Origin of the sequence: Fibrobacter sp. UWB5 (genome assembly GCF_002210295.1) — a bacterium.
Lineage (GTDB): Bacteria > Fibrobacterota > Fibrobacteria > Fibrobacterales > Fibrobacteraceae > Fibrobacter.
In genome coordinates this window covers 80382-99346 of record NZ_MWQH01000002.1, presented here as the reverse complement: position 1 = coordinate 99346, position 18965 = coordinate 80382, and the positions used below count along the sequence as shown (strand labels likewise).

24 protein-coding genes and 1 tRNA gene are annotated in these 18965 nt (G+C 51.6%); 21 read left to right on the top strand and 4 right to left on the bottom strand.

The window, feature by feature from the left end:
• Positions 1 to 36 precede the first annotated feature (36 nt).
• The 3 genes from B7989_RS04695 to B7989_RS04685 are packed head-to-tail and all read right to left on the bottom strand — an operon-like array spanning position 37 to position 1686.
• On the bottom strand, positions 37 to 768 hold the full coding sequence (locus B7989_RS04695) for a DUF1573 domain-containing protein (protein WP_088627445.1): 732 nt from the start codon (positions 766 to 768) through the stop codon (positions 37 to 39).
• 21 nt (positions 769 to 789) lie between these two features.
• Positions 790 to 1470 carry an HAD family hydrolase gene (locus B7989_RS04690; RefSeq protein ID WP_088627444.1) on the bottom strand — a complete coding sequence of 227 codons (681 nt, stop codon included), beginning with the start codon at positions 1468 to 1470 and terminating at the stop codon, positions 790 to 792.
• Positions 1471 to 1491: 21 nt separating this feature from the next.
• Positions 1492 to 1686 carry a hypothetical protein gene (locus B7989_RS04685; protein WP_088627443.1) on the bottom strand — a complete coding sequence of 65 codons (195 nt, stop codon included), beginning with the start codon at positions 1684 to 1686 and terminating at the stop codon, positions 1492 to 1494.
• 82 nt (positions 1687 to 1768) lie between these two features.
• On the opposite strand from B7989_RS04685, the gene B7989_RS04680 reads away from it, so the two are divergent.
• The 12 genes from B7989_RS04680 to argS all read left to right on the top strand — a co-directional run bounded on the left by B7989_RS04680 (position 1769) and on the right by argS (position 10195).
• Positions 1769 to 2026 carry a type II toxin-antitoxin system Phd/YefM family antitoxin gene (locus B7989_RS04680; RefSeq protein ID WP_088627442.1) on the top strand — a complete coding sequence of 86 codons (258 nt, stop codon included), beginning with the start codon at positions 1769 to 1771 and terminating at the stop codon, positions 2024 to 2026.
• Positions 2019 to 2336, top strand: coding sequence for a type II toxin-antitoxin system RelE/ParE family toxin (locus B7989_RS04675; RefSeq protein WP_088627441.1), 318 nt, complete (start codon positions 2019 to 2021; stop codon positions 2334 to 2336). Before B7989_RS04680 ends, B7989_RS04675 begins: the two co-directional genes overlap by 8 nt.
• A gap of 32 nt (positions 2337 to 2368) precedes the next feature.
• The gene (locus B7989_RS04670; protein ID WP_088627440.1) at positions 2369 to 2863 is read left to right on the top strand and encodes a hypothetical protein; all 495 of its coding nucleotides are present in this window, start codon (positions 2369 to 2371) and stop codon (positions 2861 to 2863) included.
• Between the two features lie 531 nt (positions 2864 to 3394).
• On the top strand, positions 3395 to 4717 hold the full coding sequence (gene miaB / locus B7989_RS04665; protein ID WP_088627439.1) for a tRNA (N6-isopentenyl adenosine(37)-C2)-methylthiotransferase MiaB: 1323 nt from the start codon (positions 3395 to 3397) through the stop codon (positions 4715 to 4717).
• Positions 4718 to 4759: 42 nt separating this feature from the next.
• Entirely contained in the window at positions 4760 to 5677 is a 918-nt protein-coding gene (locus tag B7989_RS04660) for an SPOR domain-containing protein (protein ID WP_088627438.1), read from the top strand.
• A gap of 79 nt (positions 5678 to 5756) precedes the next feature.
• Positions 5757 to 5840 (top strand) — tRNA-Leu (locus B7989_RS04655).
• Positions 5841 to 5862: 22 nt separating this feature from the next.
• Positions 5863 to 6621 carry a hypothetical protein gene (locus B7989_RS04650; protein WP_088627437.1) on the top strand — a complete coding sequence of 253 codons (759 nt, stop codon included), beginning with the start codon at positions 5863 to 5865 and terminating at the stop codon, positions 6619 to 6621.
• A 7-nt stretch (positions 6622 to 6628) separates the two neighbouring features.
• Positions 6629 to 6976: an aspartate 1-decarboxylase gene (gene panD / locus B7989_RS04645; RefSeq protein ID WP_088627680.1), complete on the top strand. Its 348-nt coding sequence runs from the start codon at positions 6629 to 6631 to the stop codon at positions 6974 to 6976.
• Positions 6977 to 6999: 23 nt separating this feature from the next.
• Positions 7000 to 7587, top strand: coding sequence for a hypothetical protein (locus B7989_RS04640; RefSeq protein WP_088627436.1), 588 nt, complete (start codon positions 7000 to 7002; stop codon positions 7585 to 7587).
• Positions 7588 to 7684: 97 nt separating this feature from the next.
• Complete coding sequence (locus tag B7989_RS04635; RefSeq protein ID WP_233144249.1) at positions 7685 to 8068, top strand: LytR C-terminal domain-containing protein; 384 nt, start codon at positions 7685 to 7687, stop codon at positions 8066 to 8068.
• Positions 8065 to 8481 (top strand): ribosome silencing factor, encoded by a 417-nt coding sequence (gene rsfS / locus B7989_RS04630; RefSeq protein WP_088627434.1) that lies wholly within the window; start codon positions 8065 to 8067, stop codon positions 8479 to 8481. The genes B7989_RS04635 and rsfS overlap by 4 nt, the downstream gene beginning before the upstream one ends.
• The gene (gene argS, locus B7989_RS04625; protein WP_088627433.1) at positions 8468 to 10195 is read left to right on the top strand and encodes an arginine--tRNA ligase; all 1728 of its coding nucleotides are present in this window, start codon (positions 8468 to 8470) and stop codon (positions 10193 to 10195) included. The genes rsfS and argS overlap by 14 nt, the downstream gene beginning before the upstream one ends.
• Positions 10196 to 10282: 87 nt before the next feature.
• Here argS and B7989_RS04620 read toward each other — a convergent pair whose 3' ends face one another.
• On the bottom strand, positions 10283 to 11398 hold the full coding sequence (locus B7989_RS04620; RefSeq protein WP_233144248.1) for a fibrobacter succinogenes major paralogous domain-containing protein: 1116 nt from the start codon (positions 11396 to 11398) through the stop codon (positions 10283 to 10285).
• Positions 11399 to 11498: 100 nt separating this feature from the next.
• Between B7989_RS04620 and purU the strand changes: the two genes are divergently transcribed.
• The 9 genes from purU to B7989_RS04575 all read left to right on the top strand — a co-directional run bounded on the left by purU (position 11499) and on the right by B7989_RS04575 (position 18893).
• Positions 11499 to 12344 (top strand): formyltetrahydrofolate deformylase, encoded by an 846-nt coding sequence (gene purU, locus B7989_RS04615; protein ID WP_072800463.1) that lies wholly within the window; start codon positions 11499 to 11501, stop codon positions 12342 to 12344.
• A gap of 18 nt (positions 12345 to 12362) precedes the next feature.
• On the top strand, positions 12363 to 12863 hold the full coding sequence (locus tag B7989_RS04610) for a hypothetical protein (RefSeq protein WP_088627431.1): 501 nt from the start codon (positions 12363 to 12365) through the stop codon (positions 12861 to 12863).
• 44 nt (positions 12864 to 12907) lie between these two features.
• The gene (pyrE, locus tag B7989_RS04605; RefSeq protein ID WP_088627430.1) at positions 12908 to 13579 is read left to right on the top strand and encodes an orotate phosphoribosyltransferase; all 672 of its coding nucleotides are present in this window, start codon (positions 12908 to 12910) and stop codon (positions 13577 to 13579) included.
• A gap of 13 nt (positions 13580 to 13592) precedes the next feature.
• Positions 13593 to 14282, top strand: coding sequence for a hypothetical protein (locus tag B7989_RS04600; protein WP_088627429.1), 690 nt, complete (start codon positions 13593 to 13595; stop codon positions 14280 to 14282).
• Positions 14279 to 15565, top strand: a complete 1287-nt coding sequence (locus B7989_RS04595; RefSeq protein WP_088627428.1) for a hypothetical protein — start codon at positions 14279 to 14281, stop codon at positions 15563 to 15565. The genes B7989_RS04600 and B7989_RS04595 overlap by 4 nt, the downstream gene beginning before the upstream one ends.
• Positions 15566 to 15674: 109 nt before the next feature.
• Entirely contained in the window at positions 15675 to 17072 is a 1398-nt protein-coding gene (locus B7989_RS04590; RefSeq protein ID WP_088627427.1) for a DEAD/DEAH box helicase, read from the top strand.
• A gap of 3 nt (positions 17073 to 17075) precedes the next feature.
• A complete protein-coding gene (gene map, locus B7989_RS04585) occupies positions 17076 to 17837 on the top strand; it encodes a type I methionyl aminopeptidase (RefSeq protein WP_088627426.1) in 762 nt (253 codons plus the stop codon).
• Positions 17838 to 17847: 10 nt separating this feature from the next.
• Positions 17848 to 18183 (top strand): hypothetical protein, encoded by a 336-nt coding sequence (locus B7989_RS04580; RefSeq protein WP_088627425.1) that lies wholly within the window; start codon positions 17848 to 17850, stop codon positions 18181 to 18183.
• 59 nt (positions 18184 to 18242) lie between these two features.
• Entirely contained in the window at positions 18243 to 18893 is a 651-nt protein-coding gene (locus tag B7989_RS04575) for an EcsC family protein (protein ID WP_088627424.1), read from the top strand.
• Positions 18894 to 18965 lie beyond the last annotated feature (72 nt).

Below are 18965 nucleotides of genomic sequence, written 5' to 3'. Positions count from 1 at the left end.
TTTTTGCAAGGCTAAAGCCCCAAAAAAGCCGTTTTTTTACTTCCAGAAACCAACAATCAGCACGTCAGGCGTAGCCTTCGGGTACTTTTTGCTCTTGAACGAAACGATCTTCCGGATACTCTGTTGCTTGAGTTCCCAGCCTTCGCGGGAGAGCCCCTTGGTCGAAAGGGTGATTTTCAGGCCGGGGACCTTGCCACCTTCCTTAATCTGGTCAAACTTGTCCACGTTCAGCATTACGGGTTTGGCAGACATGGAGAACTGTTTGGCGGACTCGGGCGCGAGAGTCAAGTCCGGACGTTCCTTCTTGTCGGTGCCCCATACATAGAAAGTCCATTCACGCTTTTCGCCCTTGGCGTAGTAGCCCGTATCAAAGAGTTTTTCGCCGAAAATGAACGGAACCTTCACGATGCCATCCATATTGGCAAGATAAGGTTTGCCGGTGGTATCCACCAACACCACAACCGGTTTAATCTGACCTTCCATTTCGGCAGAGTTAAAGTCGAATTCAATCTTGACCGTGCCCTTGGCAGGAATCTTGTTCGGGTACTTGAAGTTCGACATGCCATTGCCTTGGCCGAACACGTTTTCGAGAACGATTTCTTTGTCCGTGATATTAGCACCTTGCAAAACGATATGCTTGGTATCGCCCTGATTCAAGACGCCTATCGGGTAATTTTCGGGAACAAAGCGGATGGCCTCGTCGGCAAAGGAAGTGACCGTAAGGGCGAGAGTTGCCGCCAGAACAGAAGATATAATTTTGAAAGTCATGGTATGAATATAGAAAAAATACTAGTTAGAGATTCTAGCCAGCAACTGGCACATTTCCGCATAGCTCTCGACCGTATTTTCGGGCTTTAACGGAAGCAAGTTCACCGGTTTTCCAAAGCCACAAAGGAGCGTAATGCAATCGACCCCGGCATTGCGGGCTGCAAGAATGTCCGGCTGGTCATCGCCCACCATGACGGCCTCTTCACGAGAGACGCCTGCCATTTCAAGAATCTTGAGCAAGCCTGCGGGGCTCGGTTTGCGTTCAGGCGTAGTGTCGCCGCAAAGGATAAATTCAAAGCGGTCGCGAAGCCCAAAGTGATCGAGGATTTTTTCGCTGGGGCGAAGCGGCTTGTTCGTAAGCATCGCCACACGGGCTTTAGAGTTGTTCAAAAAATCAACGATTCCCGGATTCGGGAGTGTGCGTTCGGTACAATGTTCCCAGTAAAAATCTGAATAGACCTTGTGAACCATTTCGACGGTCACACCGGAGCGGGCCATATTTTCAGGGAGCGCGGCCTTCCCCATGCTACGCACAATCAACTTCATCGAACCATTCCCGATAAAAGTCCGCACGCGCTGTTCATCGTGTTCCGGAAGCCCGAAATGGCGCAACGCAAAATTCACCGCCACGGCAAGGTCGCCCAGCGTATTGAACAGAGTCCCGTCCAAGTCAAAAACGATGAGGGATTTCTTTTGGAGCATAGCGCGCCCAAATGTAGAAATTTACCGAATGAATTCCATCTCGACGAGGAATCGGTAAAAGCAAAGCGCCGACACTCCCAAAATGAATACGACAACGATGACAAACTGCACCGGATGCTCATGAAAATCGTAATCCGCCTTGCCGTAAGAAAACTTTCCACGGACAATGGCGCTAATGAAAAGCGCAAGGAACAAAACGGCAAGCAACAGGGACATGTAGTAAATATAGAAATTTATAAGCCGACCTATTGACATATCATAATTATGATATTATATTATCATAATAAAGGAGTCCTCCATGCCGACCATTCGACCAATTTCAGACTTAAGAAACAACTTCACAAGTGTTGCCGAGACGGTCCACAAATATGACGAGCCAATGTACCTCACCAAAAACGGCGTGGGAGACATGGTCGTGATGTCTATCGAATGTTACGAAAAACAGATGGCGCAGTTGGAACTGTATTCAAAACTTGCCGAAGCAATCTCTGAAGTAGAACGTGGCGCGGAATGCACCGACGCAGAAAAATTCTTGAAGGACCTGATGAATGGCTAAAAAATACGTAGTCGTCATCACACCTTCCGCACAGAAAGACCTGAATGAAATCAAGTCTTATTTTACGAATGTTCTAAAGACATCATCAAATTCCGTTTTTGAAAAGTTTCTCGAACAGGTTAGGATTTTAAAAAACCACCCGTTTACATACAGTGTTCATCAGGATCCTCTATTAAAGCTTATCGGCTACAGAGTCATTCCTATTGACAATTATCTGATGTTCTATGTCGTCAGGGGTAACGTGGTTCAAATCCATCGCGTTCTTTACGCCAAGCGGAATTATATGCTGCTGTTGGGTTTTGAAAAATAAAAAGAATTTTAAGTACCTACGGAGATTGCAACATGCTTGAAATAACCGAAGAATTCGTAGTCAAACGCATAATAGAATTTATGATAAATAAGAAAAACGGAAATTGGCATGAAGAAAAAACTGAACAACGCGGTTTACATGAACATGGGTGTGATCTAAAACTTGTTGGCGGAAAAAGGAACAGCGAATACTTTTTCATTGAATGCAAAGGCAAATCATATTCTAAATCAGCAAAATCAATAAATAGAGAAGGCTGGCTTAATGCATTAGGACAAATCATTACAAGGATGCGTGTTAAGAGATTTTCAGTATCAAAAAACGGGTCCGGCATTTCAAGAATAAATCATGCCTATAAATACGGATTAGGCTTATATTGGGAATCTGCACAAGTGGCTTTAAATAGGATACCAAAGGAGATTGCAAAAGTTTTGTGTCTTCACATCTTCGCAGTCAATGACAACGGGGAAGTCAAATATTTTACGCCAAGTAAATTCGGTGTAAAATATCCAGATGAAAGGTTCAAATAATTTTGCCATTTTTCGAAGAGTTCATAATTTAAGAAATTTATAAACTTTCGCCCTAAATATTGATTTTTAAGTAAAAAAGATTTATATTTGAATTGGAGTGAAAGTAAGTTGTTGTTTAAACTTCTGAAATTGCGACGTATGGGCCCACAAAAGGGAATTCCATAAAGCCGGGATTCAATGGCCGAGCAATCGGTTACAATCTGGGCGGCCAGGTTTTTTGAAGGGTAGATCCACAAAACCCTTCTTTTTTTTATTCATTTTTAGCAAGGTCGGGGCGTTGCGGGGTGTCCCCGCAGTAGGGGTAGCGGCAGACACGGCGATAGACTGACCGCAAAGCAAACAGTCGGAGCCGCAGGCGGATTTTTTGTTCGCGTGCGGTGCAGGCTGAGTTGTGGCTAGAGCGAGGGGGACTACTCCCCCTCACAACATCAATAGATTCTTCGACTTCAAGGTTTCGCCTCTCGCTCAGAAAGACACTTTTCCAAGCACCAGCATTTAAGTATTTCCAAGTAAATTTCTATATTTGCGCCCATGAAAAAATACCACTTGGCCACATACGGCTGCCAGATGAACGAGTACGACTCGGCGATGATTGCCCAGGAGCTCGACATGTGCGGTTGTGTCGAGACGAGCAACCAGGAAGATGCCGACTTTATCATCGTGAACACCTGCAGCGTGCGCGAAAAGGCCGAGGAAACCGCCATCGCGAACATCAGCAAGCTCAAGTACCTGAACAAGAAGAATTCCGACGTTAAGGTGGTCGTTTGCGGTTGCATGGCGAAGAATCGCGGGCCGGAACTTTTGAAGCGCTTGCCTAACGTGAGCTACATCGTGGGCCCGGACCAGTACAAGAAAATTCCGGAGTTGCTGCTGGGCGACGCCAAAAGTCCCTTGCACCTGACGCACCACAAGATGTTCATCGACGAGGACCTGAGCGAAAACTACTTGGGCGAATACGCGAAGCTCCAGAACGACTTCACGACCTTCGTCGCGATTCAGCGCGGTTGCAACAAGCGCTGCAGCTACTGTATTGTGCCGTATCTGCGCGGGCCGGAAAAGTACCGCGACATGGAAGACGTGCTCGCCGAAGTCCGCAAGGCCGCAGACAAGGGCATTACCGAAGTGACGCTCTTGGGCCAAACCGTGAACGCCTACAAGACGGAAGGCGGGAACTTCGCCGATCTCCTTACGAAGGTTTCTGAAATCGACGGCATCCGCCGCATTCGCTTTACGAGCCCGCACCCGAGGCACTACACGAACGAGCTCATCGACGTGCTGCTGAACAACCCGAAGGTTTGCCACTATGCGCACATCCCCATCCAGAGCGGCTCCGACGCCATGCTCAAGAAGATGCGCCGCCAGCACAACATGGAACAGTACCTCTCGATTATCGAGCAGCTGCGCAGCAAAGACCCGTTCTACGGCATTTCGACGGACGTAATCTGCGGTTTTGTGGGCGAAACGGAAGAGGATTTCGAGCAGACGCTCAAGGCTTTTGAAAACTGCCAATTCGACTCTGCGTTCATGTTCATCTACAGCCCGCGCAAGGGCACGGAATCGTACAAGGAAACGGAGACGCTCACCGAGGCCGAAAAGCAGGAACGTCACACGCGCCTGGTGGAACTGCAGAACGCCATCACGCTCAAGCGTAACCAGATGATGCTCGGCCGCACCGAGGAACTCCTGGTAGAAAAGAACTCCGCACGCGACGAGACGGAACTGCGTGGCCGCACCGACAACTTCAAGAAGGTGGTGTTCAAGCCCGAAGATGGCCAGATAGTGAAGCCCGGCGACTACGTGAAGGTGAAGCTGGACGACATTCGCGGGTGGACGATTAGAGGAAAATTAGTTTAGTAAGAAGTAGGAAGTAGACAGTAGGAAGTTGGATTAGTGAAAATGAAAAAAATACTGATTACTTTAACAGCGATTTTTGCAACAGCCGCATTCGCACAGACGATGGCTGATGCGCAAAAGGCATACGTTGCCGGCAACTGGAAAGAAGCCGCTGCCGCCTACGAAGCCGCCTGTCCCAAGGAACCGGATTCCCTGCGCGCCGAATGCTACTTGTGGAACGTACTCGCCCTTTCGCAAATGGGGAGCGCGCAGTCGTTCAAGATTGCAGGCAACCGTCTCGACAGTCTGATCAAGACGACGAATCCGCAAAGAGCGATTTATTCGGACCTGATGATGACGAGCGCCCAGTTCAGGCTCTACCTTGGCAAGTATGACAAGGCCGCCGAAGACTTGATTCAGGCAATCGAAACTTCGCACCCGCACCAAGCTATTGTACTGCAGAAGGTTTGCAAGGCCGTTAAGGCAAAGGTAAAATCGGAAGACCTGAACGAACGCTGCAACCTGCTAAACAATCCGGATTCTCTCAAAGCAATTCAAACCGCATCGAAGGCAAAGGACGCTCCTGCCGCCGAACCCGCAAAGGTAGCCGCTCCGGAACCCAAGCCCGTCGTTGCCGAACCGGCACCTGCAGTCGAACAACCTAAAGCCGCGGCACCTGTCGCCACAGCTCCCGTCGCTACACCGGCTCCCGCAACAGCGCCTACGACCACCGCCACCGCATCGGCAGAATACTGGACTTTGCAATTGGGCGCATTTGGAACAAAATCTAATGCAGACTTACTGGTTTCGAATCTGAAAAAGCAAAAAATCGCCTGCACAATTATAGAGCAACCTCGCGGCGAAAAAACGCTTTATTTGGTCCAAACGGGCAAATTCGAAACCAAAGATCAAGCTGTCGATTTCGCAGCAAGTAAGCTTGCACCCCTTAAAATTGAATATCAGCCCCTTTTGAAAAGGTAAATTTGCACAAAAAAGCGCTTTTTTCGCATTTTTCCCCTGCAAAAAAACACAAATTGTTCTATATTTGAGCAAACCCCGAGCCGGGGTGGTGAAATTGGTAGACGCGCCGGACTCAAAATCCGGTACTCGCGAGAGTGTGAGGGTTCGATTCCCTCCCCCGGCATTATTTTTTGAAGGAAGAAACGATGGCGAATTGGTGCAAGATTCTCACAACGGTGCTTTTGTGCGGCTCCATTGCGTTCGCACAGTTTGACGACGACGAATCTTCCGAAGATTCCTATTCTTACGGGGCCTCCGAGGAAACAACAGACGACGGTTTTGCTGACGACAACAGCAGCGACGCCGAAGAAGCTTCCAGCGCAAGCGTTGGCGAAGCATCTGCAACTGCCGACGAATGGCAGGGATTCAACTACGAAGAAATGGGCCTGACCCAATGGGAATTCCAGCAGGCCAAGCAGGAAGGCGTTACAAGAGACAAGTTGACGCACCTCGTCGAAATGGGTGTCCGTCCCTCCGAATATTTGCAGAAGCCCTGGGAAAAGCTCGGCGTTTCTGAAGAAGAATGGCTCGCCCAGCGTTCTGGCGGCCTCGAAGACGCAGATATTGACCGTTCCTACCGCAACCACTCTGGCGACCAGGGTTACGCCTATCTTTCTCTTCTTGTTCCCTCGCTGTATCAGTGGCACAAGCAAGAATCCATGAAGGCTATCTGGATTGACGCCCTTTGGGGTGTGAGTGTAGGCGCAACAGTTTACCTCGCCATTGACGGCAATTCCGCTTGGTGGTATGGTTTGATTTTTGTGGCTGGTGCACACATTTGGTCCTTTGCTGACGCTTTCTTCAGCACCCAGTGGGACAGCAACCCGGACGCAAACCGCTTCAGCTACGGCATTCTCCCGACCCCGGAAAAGGGTGTTGCGGGATTCTTCAATGTCAAGTTCTAAGCGCATCATGCAGCTAGAATTACTCAAGAGCAAAATTCATCGCGCAACTGTAACCGACGCAAACCTCAATTACGAGGGTTCGATTACTATTGCCCGCGACTTGATGGATGCAGCCAACATTCTTCCCTTCGAAAAAGTGGGCGTTCTTGACGTGAACAACGGCAACCGCCTGGACACTTATGTCATTGAAGGCCCTGCCGGTTCCGGCGTGATTTGCCTGAACGGCGCTGCCGCACGACTTGTTCAGCCCGGCGATCTCGTGATTATCGTGGCTTATGCAACCATGAGCGAAGAAGAAGCCAAAACGTGGAAGCCTACAGTTATCCACGTCAATAACAAGAACGAAATCGTCTAATTCGCATTTGCTATATTCTAGCCATGCGATTTTTATTGCTAACCATAGTCCTTACTGCATTTGCTTTTGCGGAAAGTCCCGTAAAGGCAGACTCTGTTGTTAGCAAAAACGATTCTTCCCTTGTAAAAACAGCCGCAAAGGACACGATTGTCGATACCGTCTACGTGGTTCCAGACGACGGAATTCCCTGGAACCGCGAACATTTCGACCCCGATCGCCTGGTAAGACACGAAACCTTTGACCCCGCCCTCAAAGTCGCCTACACCTATTCCGTGAGTTTTATGGGGGGAACCTTCGGAAGTTTTGCCCAGCAAAGCTACATGGCGCATCTCGCCTACGAATTCACTCCGGAGCTTCATTTATACGCAAACGTGGGACTTTGGATGCCGCTGTATTCGAATTTCCGCTTTGGAACCCCCATCGCCAAGGAAGATGCCCGCCAAGGAAACGTAGGCGTTGTCATACCCGACATCGCCTTGGAGTACAAGCCCAATGACAACATGTCGTTCAGAGTCATGTTCGTGAACGAAAACGATGCGTTCAAGGCGTACGGGCCCTACCGCTACTTGTATGGCGGATGTCCTTGGAGAACGCCTTATTACTGCAGGTAAGACAAATAACATTATGACAGCAGTTCACATTTTTCTAGATTTGCACTAGAAAATGAACAAAAGCCGTTCCAAAACATTTCCTTTTTCATTTGCCGTCATGGCCGTTTTAGCGGCATTTCTTTTGACGGGATGTGAAGAAGAAAAGAAGCCCCAAGTCGTAAAGGTCAAGCGTACCTACAAGGGCGATGTCGAAGTGTTGAACAGTTGCGGCATGCAGGGCGCGGCAGCCAAGATGCGCTCTTACCTGCGCGACAACGGCTTTGACATTGTAAGCTCCAGAAACGACCGTCTGCAAAATTACGACGAGACCGTTCTTGTGCTTAGGAACCCCGAATGGGAAGGCGCGAAGGCTCTTGCCCAAGCGCTCAAGACCGACAACGTGCTGATTGTCCATAGCGACCGCGCTGTCGTCGATGCCGCCGTATACATCGGAAAAGACTTTAATCAAATCATAGAACCCGAACAGGGAGAAGAAAAATGACAACAAAAATCAAAGACCTGCCAGAGTCCGTAAATATCGGCGCCAGCATTCTTTTTGAATTGCGCGCCCAGGACGTCCAGTTGATTGACCTTCGCGGTATCAAGGACGTGACCGACTTTTTCCTTGTCGCCACTTGCGAAAGCGAAGCCCAGATGCAGGCCATTTTGAATGAACTCCGCAAGGAATTCAAGGCCGCCAACATTCCGTCCGTGGGCGTGGAATACAAGGAAGGAGTGCGCTGGGCCGTGTTCGACGCAGGCCTTGACCTGATGGTTCACCTGTTCGAAGAAGAAAAGCGCAACGAGATTTCCCTGGACCGTCTGTACGCCGACGGCACCGTTGAAACTCTCGACGAAAATGACTTTGTGAAGAAGACCTCCAAGAAGAAGAGCAGTGAAGATGAACTCGTTTGAGCAAGAAATCGCAGAAGCGCTGGCCGCTACCGGTTCCTTCGAAAAGGAAGCCGCCCTCAAGCTTATCTCTGTGCCGCCTGACACCAGCCACGGCAACTTCACTATTCCGTGCTTCTCGCTCGCAAAGGTAATGCGCAAGGCCCCGAAGATGATTGCCGAAGACCTCGCCGCACAGGTGAAGCTCCCCGCCGGCCTTTCGAAGGTGGAAGCCGTGAACGGTTACCTGAACTTCTTCATCGACCGCGGATTCCTCGCGAAGTCCACTCTCGAAGAAATCGCCGCCAAGGGTCTGGAATACGGACACGCCGCGCCGAACGGCAAGGTCGTTTGCATCGACTTCAGCTCCCCCAACATCGGTAAGGAACTCGCCTTCCACCACCTGCGTTCGACAATGATCGGAAACTCGCTTTCCCGCATTTACAAGGCCGCCGGCTACAAGGTGGAACGCATTAACCACCTGGGCGACTGGGGTACCGCTTTCGGCAAGCTCATCGTGATGTACCTGCGCGAAAAGCGCCCGACAGACGACGCCACACTCGATAGCCTGACCGTGAAGGAACTCAACATCCTTTACGCAGCCTTCTCCAAGGCCAGCAAGGAAGAGCCGGGGCTCGAAGACGAAGCACGCGCCGCATTCACCAAGCTCGAACAGGGCGATGAATTCTACCGCAAGCTTTGGACCGCCTTCCGTGCGGCAACGCTCAAGGAACTCATGCGTATTTACGACATGATGGGCGTAGGCTTTGACCATTACACCGGCGAATCCTTCTTCGAAGACAAGATTCCGGCCATTCTCGACGAACTCCGCGAAAAGAATTTGATGGTGAAGAGTCAGGATTTGGACGTGGTGATGCTCGACGAATTTGACCTGAACCCCTGCCTTATCCGTAAGAGCGATGGCTCTACTTTGTACGCAACCCGCGACTTGGCCGCCGCCTGCTACCGCAAGAAGGAATACAACTTCGACAAGTGCCTTTACGTGGTGGACCTCGGACAGGCTCTCCACTTCAAGCAGGTATTCCACGTGCTCAAGAAGATGGGCCGCGAATGGTACAAGGACATGTACCACATTCCGTTCGGCGTAATTCTGCAGTTGGTCGACGGCAAATGGGAAAAGGGCAAGACCCGTACGGGTACTGCCAGCCTGTTGCGCGACGTGATTGAAGCCGCCCAGAAGAAGATTCTCGAATTCATTGACGAGAAGAATCCGAACCTCGAAAACAAGGAACTCATCGCTCGCCAGATCGGTATCAGCGCACTCACCTTCAACGACCTCAAGAACAGCCGCCTGAAGGATGTGCGTTTCGATTGGGACGCCGTGATGAGCTTCGAAGGCGACACCGGTCCGTATGTGCAGAACGCCCACGTGCGCCTGTGCAGCATCATGCGCAAGGCCGGCATTGAACGCGCGGACCTCGCCGCCGCAATCAAGGACGTGAACTTTGCCGAACTCGGCGACGATGCCGCTTACAGCCTCATCAACATCCTGTCGAAGAAGGGCAAGAAGATTCTGGACGCTGTCGCCGGTGACGAACCGAGCGTTCTCGCCCAGTACGCTCTCGAAATCGCAGAAGCCGCACACAAGTTCATCCACGAAGACCGCGTGCTTGGCAGCGCCGAAGAAAAGTCCAGACTCTTCTTGGTGCAGGCAACGCAGATCGTGCTCGAAAACGTGCTTGACTTGCTCGGCCTCTTCCCGATCCGCCAGATGTAAGCCGTGCCTTCGGCGCGAGCTTCTCGCTACATAATACAGAAAGGGCTCCCGTTCGGGAGCCTTTCTTTGTTGAATGTCAACTAAAGATTAGTTACCATTGATGCAGCGGACGGAGTAGGCGTTGGTCTTGCTCGGCACCAGCTGGCGAACCATCTGGTCGCTCATACGACCCATCGCCCAAATCCAAATGGTTTCGTTACGGCCGTTCTGTGCAGACCAGAAGCCAGCGTATTCACCCATGTCTTCGTAGCGGACGATAGACTTACCCACCATCTTGCGGTAACCCGAAGAGAAGACAGAGAAGCCGTATTCGTCGGTACCGCCACCGCCCTGCCAACCGGTAGTAGCCTTCATCTTGTTTGCAAACTTTTCGCACTTGTCCACGCCGTCATAGCACTTGGTAAGGCCTGTCAGCAAGTCCATCCATTCGCGGTCACGCGGCAGGTGCCAGCCTTCGGGGCATGCCTTACGGGCGCCTTCCAAGTCATACAGACGACCACCGCGGGCGCAGTAATTTTCCTTGTCTTCATAGCACCAGGAATGACCTTCGACATTGTAGTTCACGTTCTGGGCGAACCATTCACGGCCTTCGACCTTGATAGTGCGGTACACCTGGCCATCACGCGGGTCCTTGACCATGCCCGAAACGTCGCGGAGTGAAGCGCGATGTTCCTGTTCGGCGCGGCGGTATTCCACCACCTTTTCACGCTTGTACTTTTCACGGCCTTCCAGGTTAGTAGCCCATGCTTCTTGAGCCTTGGGGTTCGTGAACTTGATGCGCAAATCACCCACGGCAAAAAGTTCGTCGCCACAAGCGAGGTCGACGCCAGCAATATTGATGACAAGCTGTTCACCACCGAAATCGCGCGGCTTGTTAAAGAAAGAAATCCACGCTTCCATGGTTTCGTTGCACTTGTTGTAGAAGCCTTCCTTTTCGATCTTGTCGGCAGGAACGGTCATGTTACCGGCAACAGAGAAAGCGAACAGGCTGTCAGAAACCTTGAAAGAAACCGGCTGGACTTCCTTATAGTGCGTGTACTTACCGAAACGAATCTTGCCATCGATCTTGGCAGCGGAATAATCACCTTCGCCTTCGGCGTTATAAATAGCATCCCAGGACTTCTGCGGAACAGCAACGGCCTGGACAACAGCCATACCGAATACGACGGCAATCATAGACTTGAAAGAGAATTTACGACTCATTTTTCCTTCTCGTATAAAGTTTTCGTTTTAAAGTTAGAATATTTTAGATTTTCGGAAGGAGAGCAAAGACTTAATCCCTGCGATTTTATAATTTTGGGCTATGGCTATTACTCGTTATATTTTGCAGATTCATTGCCCTGACCAAAAGGGCCTTATTGCCGGAACAACCCAGGTGCTCGCCAAGGCGGGCGCCAACATTGTTGATTTACAGCAACATACGGCAAAAGATATCGAAACTTTCTTTCTACGTGCCGTTTTTGAAGCGGAATCCGAAAATATCGAAGAAGTCCGCAAGCACCTGGAGACCCTGGAAGGCCACCTCCACCTGAACTGGAAATTGTTCGATACCACCAAAATTGAACGCGTTGCCATCTTCGTCTCGAAGACGGACCACTGCCTTTATGACCTTTTGCTCAAGCATCGCGATGGCGACCTCCCCTGCGAGTTCAGCTGCATCGTGGGTAACCACCCCGACCTCGGCCCCGTGGGCGGCACCTTCGGCGTACCGTTCTACTATGTGCCGTCGAACCCGGACAAGAGCATTCCCGAGAACCGTTTCCGCGAAATTATCGCCGAAACCAAGACGGATACGGTGGTCCTCGCCCGTTATATGCAGATTTTGAGCGAAGCCTTTACAGAGGAATTCAAATACCGCATTATCAATATTCACCACGGATTCTTGCCGGCCTTCAAGGGCGCCAAGCCCTACCACCAGGCATGGCACAAGGGTGTGAAAATTATCGGTGCTACCGCCCACTTCGCCACCGAAGACCTGGACCAGGGCCCGATTATTTGCCAGGACATCCAGCGCGTGCCCGAAACCGCCAGCATCGATGAACTTGTGGAACTGGGTAAGGATATCGAAAAGCGCACGCTTTCGGCCGCCCTCAAGCTCTGGTTGGAACACCGCGTATTCGTTTATGCGGGCCGTACCTTTATCCTCTAGAATTTTACAGGAGACAATATGTCCGAAGAACTGAACCAAAACGAAACCACAGCCGAGACCCCCGCTGAAGTCGCCCCGGTTGTCGAAACCGAAACTGCTCCGGCACCCGAAGCCGAAATCGTTCCGCAGGAACCTGCCGTAGAAGAAGCCGTCGCAACGCCGACCCAGCCCCAGGTGATTGTCCAGCGTGAACGCGGTTTTTCGCATTACGTCGGATTCGCCCTTTTGAGCGTCCTGTGCATTTGCTTTTACTTTATGCCGGGTATCGCAATCACTTTCGCCATCAGCCTGATTCCGGGTATTTCGCTCGGCGCCGTCGCTGCATGGACTTTCAGCGCTATCTTTAGCGTGATTGCTTGGGCCATTTTCAAGATGAAGATCAAGGGATTCAAGAAGTCGTTCTATTTCTACATCGGACTTTGCGTGCTCATTTCAGTCCTCTTGGTAGTCATTGAAATCCTTACAGAAGAAACGAACGTGTTTGCAAAGATCGTAAGCCTTCTGTGCGGAGCCGCATAACGTAATCTTTTAACTATGAACTGCGGCCAAGCCGCAACTGCATTATGAATAACAAAGACCAATTTGTCCATTTTCTCGTTGAAGCCGGCGCTCTCAAGTTCGGCGATTTCGTGACCAAGAGCGGCCGCAACACGCCGTACTTTATCAATACCGGAGAATTCCGTACCGGACGTACCCTTTCCAAGCTCGCTGAATTTTACGCCGCTGCATTCATGAAGCATTTTGACGGCAAGGCCCAGAACCTTTACGGACCGGCCTACAAGGGCATTCCCCTGTGCGCTGCCACCGCCATGAAACTTTCCGACGTGTACAACTCGGACCTCACCTTTACCTACAACCGCAAAGAAGCCAAAGACCATGGTGAAGGCGGCATGCTGGTCGGTTACAAGTACGCCGAAAAGACGAACGTCGTGATTATCGAAGACGTGATTACGGCCGGCACCAGCGTGAACGAAACGATGCAGGCTCTTTCGAAGATCGAAAATGCAAATGTCATCGGTCTCTTGATCTCGGTGGACCGCAAGGAAAAGCTCGAAAACGGGAAGTCCGCACTCCAGACCGTGCAAGATGAATACGGCATCGAAGCCCACTCTATCGTAAACATCAACGATATCATTGCATTCCTCGAAAGCGAAGAAAACCGCAAGAAGATCAACGCTCCCGAAGGAATCCTCGACAAGGTGTACGCCTACCGCGAAAAGTGGGGCGCTCCGTAACCAGCAAGGATTAATGGCACGCCTTTGGGGAACATTGTTTGTGCTGACGGCGCTACTCTTCACGGGTTGCGCCGATTCTTACCAATGGTCTGCAAAGCACCCCGCCTACAAGCAAGCCCCCTATGGAGAACTTACGATAGCGGGGCTTCAGAAGGCGTTCGTCATTACCCGAACCAAGTGGTTTGCAAATCGTCTGGACTTTGGCGATAGCACGCAAATCAAGGCGACCGAGTTCTGCGCAAAGGCCGTGGAACATGAATTCCGCGGCGGTTACAGCAAGCTCAGCGTGTTGCCCGATTCGCTTTTGGCAAACTTCCCCGAAGAAAGCCAAAAACTCGATGACCGTATCTTCATGAAGGGCAAGCTTCCGGAGCAGGGCGTAACTGTTACCGCCCCCGATGGAACCATTCCCCCGCAGATTCTGTTGATTCACGAAGTCATTATCGGCACCGACCTGAAGCGTGAAAATTTCTTCGATTACGCCCTGATTCATAACGAATTGGAAGACAAGCGCGATGTCAAGAACATCAGCGCCATCGTGTCGTACACATTGTGGGACAATGTAAAACAACGTCCACTGTTTAGCGCCGTCGACGAGATCCAGCACCCGGTTTTCAAGCTGACCCTGAACGACCTTGAACAACTGATGCGTTTAACAGTCCAGCAAATCCGCAAGAACATGTACACGGGGGCAGGCAAATGAAACACCTCTCCCTAGTCGCATTTGTTGCCGTCATTTTGGCACAGGCGTTTTTGGCAGGCACCGCACACGCCAAGGACGTATTCTTTGATTCCCACTGGACTCTTTGGCAAAATGCCGACATTTTGATTTGGACTCCCGATAAGGACCCGGCGATTGATCCCAAGGAATTCTGCCTGTCTTTACGCCGCAACAATTCTGGCATCGGCGAACCCAAATGCAGACTTTACGGCGAATGGGAACGCGACACCGTCGCCATGCGTTACGCCACCTGGCTTTCGAACAATATCGAACCCGGCCTGAACGCACACCTCTTGAAGGCCCGTCACCCCGCCATGATGGCAAAGCTCCAGGCTCTCGAAGACAAAATCGTCTTGTTCATCGCCGACAAGGGAAACTATTTGCAGATTGCCATTTTCGACGAAACGACGCTCGAGCCAAGAACGGCAGGCACAGTCCAAAAGAACAACGACAAGATTGCCCTGGGCGACGACATCGCAAGCGCCTTCTTCGGCCGCAATACCAAGCGCCGACTAACGAAAGAAGAACGCCTCAAAATGGAATCGGAACCCGACGACCTTTACAAGGAAACACCCACATTCCGTTCTTGGGCAGGCATTTCGGCCGGCTATGCCCAGGCCCACATTCCCTTTACGCCCTACAATTGGTACAAGCGCAAAATCAGAAGCCGAGTTTCTAACTATCGCGCCACCCGCGACTCCGTAAGCCTCTGGAATTTCATGGACGACTCCACCCCGCTATTCACATTGTATGCCGGCGGAATCTGGTTTGGCTTTATCGGTGGCGAAATCTTTTACCGCTATTCAAACCACGATGTCAAAATCGACGAACGAGACGAAGTCTACGAGGAACTGGACCACTGGAGTTTCGCCCAGCACGAAATCGGCCTGAACGTGATGTTTGCAAGGACCTATGACCCCTTCAAATGGTTGGACTTGCACCTGTTCGCCTTCCTCGGATTCCAATACAGTTTCTATTCCGAAGACATCGATGTCAAGGATTCCAAGAAAAAGCCCTCGAGAGAATACCAGACCCGCTTCAAGACCGAAGACCCCTACAAGGGAGCTCTCTTTGGATTTGGCACGCAATGCGTATTCCTGCAGCACTACGGTTTGAGCGTGCGCACGGGCATTTCGAGCCGCGGCAAGGACGTCTATGTGGAGCCTTCTCCCGATGCCGCCGCCGAGCCTACGACCATCGGCGCCACCACAGTTGACTGGTTTATCAGTGTTGGGTTGGAATACCACTGGACTCCCTTCAAGTAGAATTTTCTATCATTGCACTCCTTTGGAGTGCATTTAGTACGGCTCGGCCATGCCAAAGCAATAAATTACTTTGCCGCGTCACTCGCCTTTTACTAAATTTGCGCTCACTATGAGTGAAGAAGTAAAAGAAGAAAAGAAAGAAGAGAAAGTAAATCCGTTTCTGACTCCCGTTAAGATTATCGAGCCCGAACACAAGCTCCCCGACTACACTTTTGACATGCTGCCCGAAGAACAGAAGGCTGTTCTCGCTCAGCACGGCTGGACCGACCTGATGCCGGTGCAGCGCAAGACAATGCCCTACATGCTGGCCGCCCGCGATATGCTGGTGCAGTCCAAGACCGGTTCGGGAAAGACCGGCGCCTACGTTCTCCCGCTTTTGCAGGTGATTGTCCGCGACCACGTTTTCCCGCAGGCCCTTATTCTGGTGCCGACCCGCGAGCTCTGCTTGCAGGTGCAAGACGAAATTGAAAAGCTCTCTGCCGGAACGGGTATCCGCTCGGTCGCTATTTTCGGCGGCGTAAGCTACGAACCCCAGCTCAAGGCACTTAAGAACGGCGTGCATATCATTGTCGCAACCCCCGGCCGCCTGATGGACCACGTACAGCGTGGCAACGTCGACTTCCTCGACATCCGCGACTTGATTCTGGACGAAGCCGACGAAATGCTTTCGATGGGTTTCTACCCCGACATGCAGAAGATCCGCAAGTACCTGCCCAAGCAGATTGCCTGCACCATGTTCAGCGCCACCATCCCGCAGACGGTGAAGAGCCTAGCCCGCGAATTCCAGCGTCCGAGCGCCGAATTCCTTTCGCTCAGCTACGACAAGGTGATTGCCAACAACCTGGAACACCGCTGGTACCCCTGCGACGTGATGGACAAGGATTCCATGACCATCAAGGTGCTGGAATACTACAATCCTGAAAGCTGCATGATTTTCTGCAACAAGAAGAGCGACGTGAGCTACCTGGAACAGGTGCTTTCGGGCTACGGATTCAACGTGGGCGCCCTGAGCGGCGATGTCGCCCAGAACATGCGTGAAAAGACCTTGAACGCCTTCCGCGACAAGAAACTCCGCATTCTCATTTGTACGGACGTGGCCGCCCGCGGTATTGACGTGGACCACGTGACACACGTAATCGTGTACGACCACCCCGATGACCACGAAGTGTATGTGCACCGTAGCGGACGTACCGCCCGTGCGGGTCGCAGCGGACTTTGCATTTCGCTGATTACGCCGGTCGAAGAAATCGACATGAAGCAGACAGCCGCCGATTTCGGCATCAACTTCATCAAGATGGAACCTCCGACCAACGAAGAAATTGCGAAGAAAGTCAGCGAACGCGTGCGTGCCAAGCTGGAACAGGAAAAGAACCACTTCGGTGGCCAGAAGGCTCGCGAACGTATCAGCCGCGTTATCCCCCTTGTAAAAGAACTCGCTAACGGAACCGAAGAAGACCAGATGCTGCTCGCCTACTTGGTCGACCGTTACGCATGGAAAAAGGCATAAGTTATGGCCAAAATCAAGATTAAATCCGCAAAAGAAATCGAACTGATCCGCGACGCCGGCGCCCTCGCCGCCGAAACGCTGATCCGCGCAGGCGAAATGTGCAAGGCCGGCGTTTCAACACTCGAAATCGACGAATTCATCGGCGACTATACCCGTAAGCACAAGGGTATTTCTGCTTGCATGGGTTACCACGGTTACCCGCGTTACGCCTGCATCAGCATCAACGAAGTCGTGTGTCACGGCATTCCGAGCGCAAACACCATCCTGAAAGACGGCGATATCGTGAACATCGATATCACCACGATTCTTTCGGGCTACCACGGCGATACATCCGCCATGTTCTGCGTCGGCCGCGTGAGCAACCTCGCCCAAGAACTCGTGGACACCGCCAAGTTTTGCATGGAAGAAGGCATTCGCGTTGCCGGCGAAGACGGCGCCCGTTACTACGACATCGGAAACATCATTCAGGATGTCGCCGAAGAACATGACTTTAGCGTGGTGGAAGACTACTGCGGTCACGGCATCGGTCGCGGATTCCACGAAGAACCGACCCTTTACCACTTCCGCAACAATGTTCTGAAGCAATTTATCGAAGTCGGTCACGTGTTCACGATTGAACCTATGATCAACGTGGGTCGCCCGGGCACCAAGACGCTCAGCGACGGCTGGACTGCAGTGACCCGCGACGGTTCTTTGAGCGCCCAGTGGGAACACACCGTGGCCCGCACCAAGAACGGCATCGAGATTCTCACTTTGCCGCGCTAAACGGGGATTCATGTCGCTGTTAGGCAATTTACGCAACAAGGCGGTGGAAGCCTTTGTCAAGAACCACGAACTGGTCAAGCGCTTCGGCGATGTCCAGTCCGTGTCTATTGATTCGGACAACGGCACCGCCGACGTAAGCGTTCTATTGCACGGCGAAATTTTCCCGATCAAGTTCCGCGGATACTATTATTTTGACGATACCGACACAGGCACCGATATCGTGGTCCGCAAAATCACCAGCGAACGCGAGTGGATTGACCAGGCACTTTCGTACTGGCTCGAAGGCAAGACCCTCCGCTACAACCTCCCCGGACTCGCCGGCGGACTCGCCAAGATTATCTTCTAAAATCGCTCATTCCTCATTTCACATTTAATAATGTATATTAGTCTCGTAAGGAGACTTTTATGAGCGATTGTACCGACGAAAAGATGGAAAAAATCAAGGAAAAGCTGAGCGCCTTGTTGTTCGAGCTGATTACTGACATTCCGGAATCCCTGCACTCCCCCACCGAAAATTCTGACGAAAAAATCAAGAAACTGATCCGCCAGGCCGCGGTCAAGGCCTCCTTGGTAAGCGCCACGCTTTCGGTTCCGGCCGGCGTCACTGGCGTTTTGACCTCGGTTCCAGACATTGCCGCCATCTGGCGCATTCAGGCACAGCTGGTGTCTGACATTGCCGCAACTTACGGAAAATTCGCCCAACTGAGCCGCGAAGCCATGGTCTGGTGCCTGTTCCGCCACAGCGCCGCCCAACTTGTCCGCGACATCGCCGTACGCACCGGAAGCCGAATTGTAGTCCAGAAGGTCTCTTTTGCCGTCCTCGAGAAGCTTCTCAAGAAAATCGGCGTGAAGGTCTCGACCAAATTCCTGGGCAGAGCCGCCCTCCGAGCCATTCCGGCCATCGGGGCTCTCGGAAACGGAGCCTATTCCTTCTACGACACCACCGAAGTCGGTAAAACGGCCGCAAGCTATTTCAAGGCTCTGGCCGACAATCCCGACGATTCCCTTGCCGAAGAAGCAGACGTAATCGTCGAAAATGCCGAAAATCAGGTTTAAAAGCCAAACTCAAGCCTATTCCCAAAGTCAAGCCCTTGAAAGGGGGCTTTTTTTTTCTATCTTTGGGCGCAA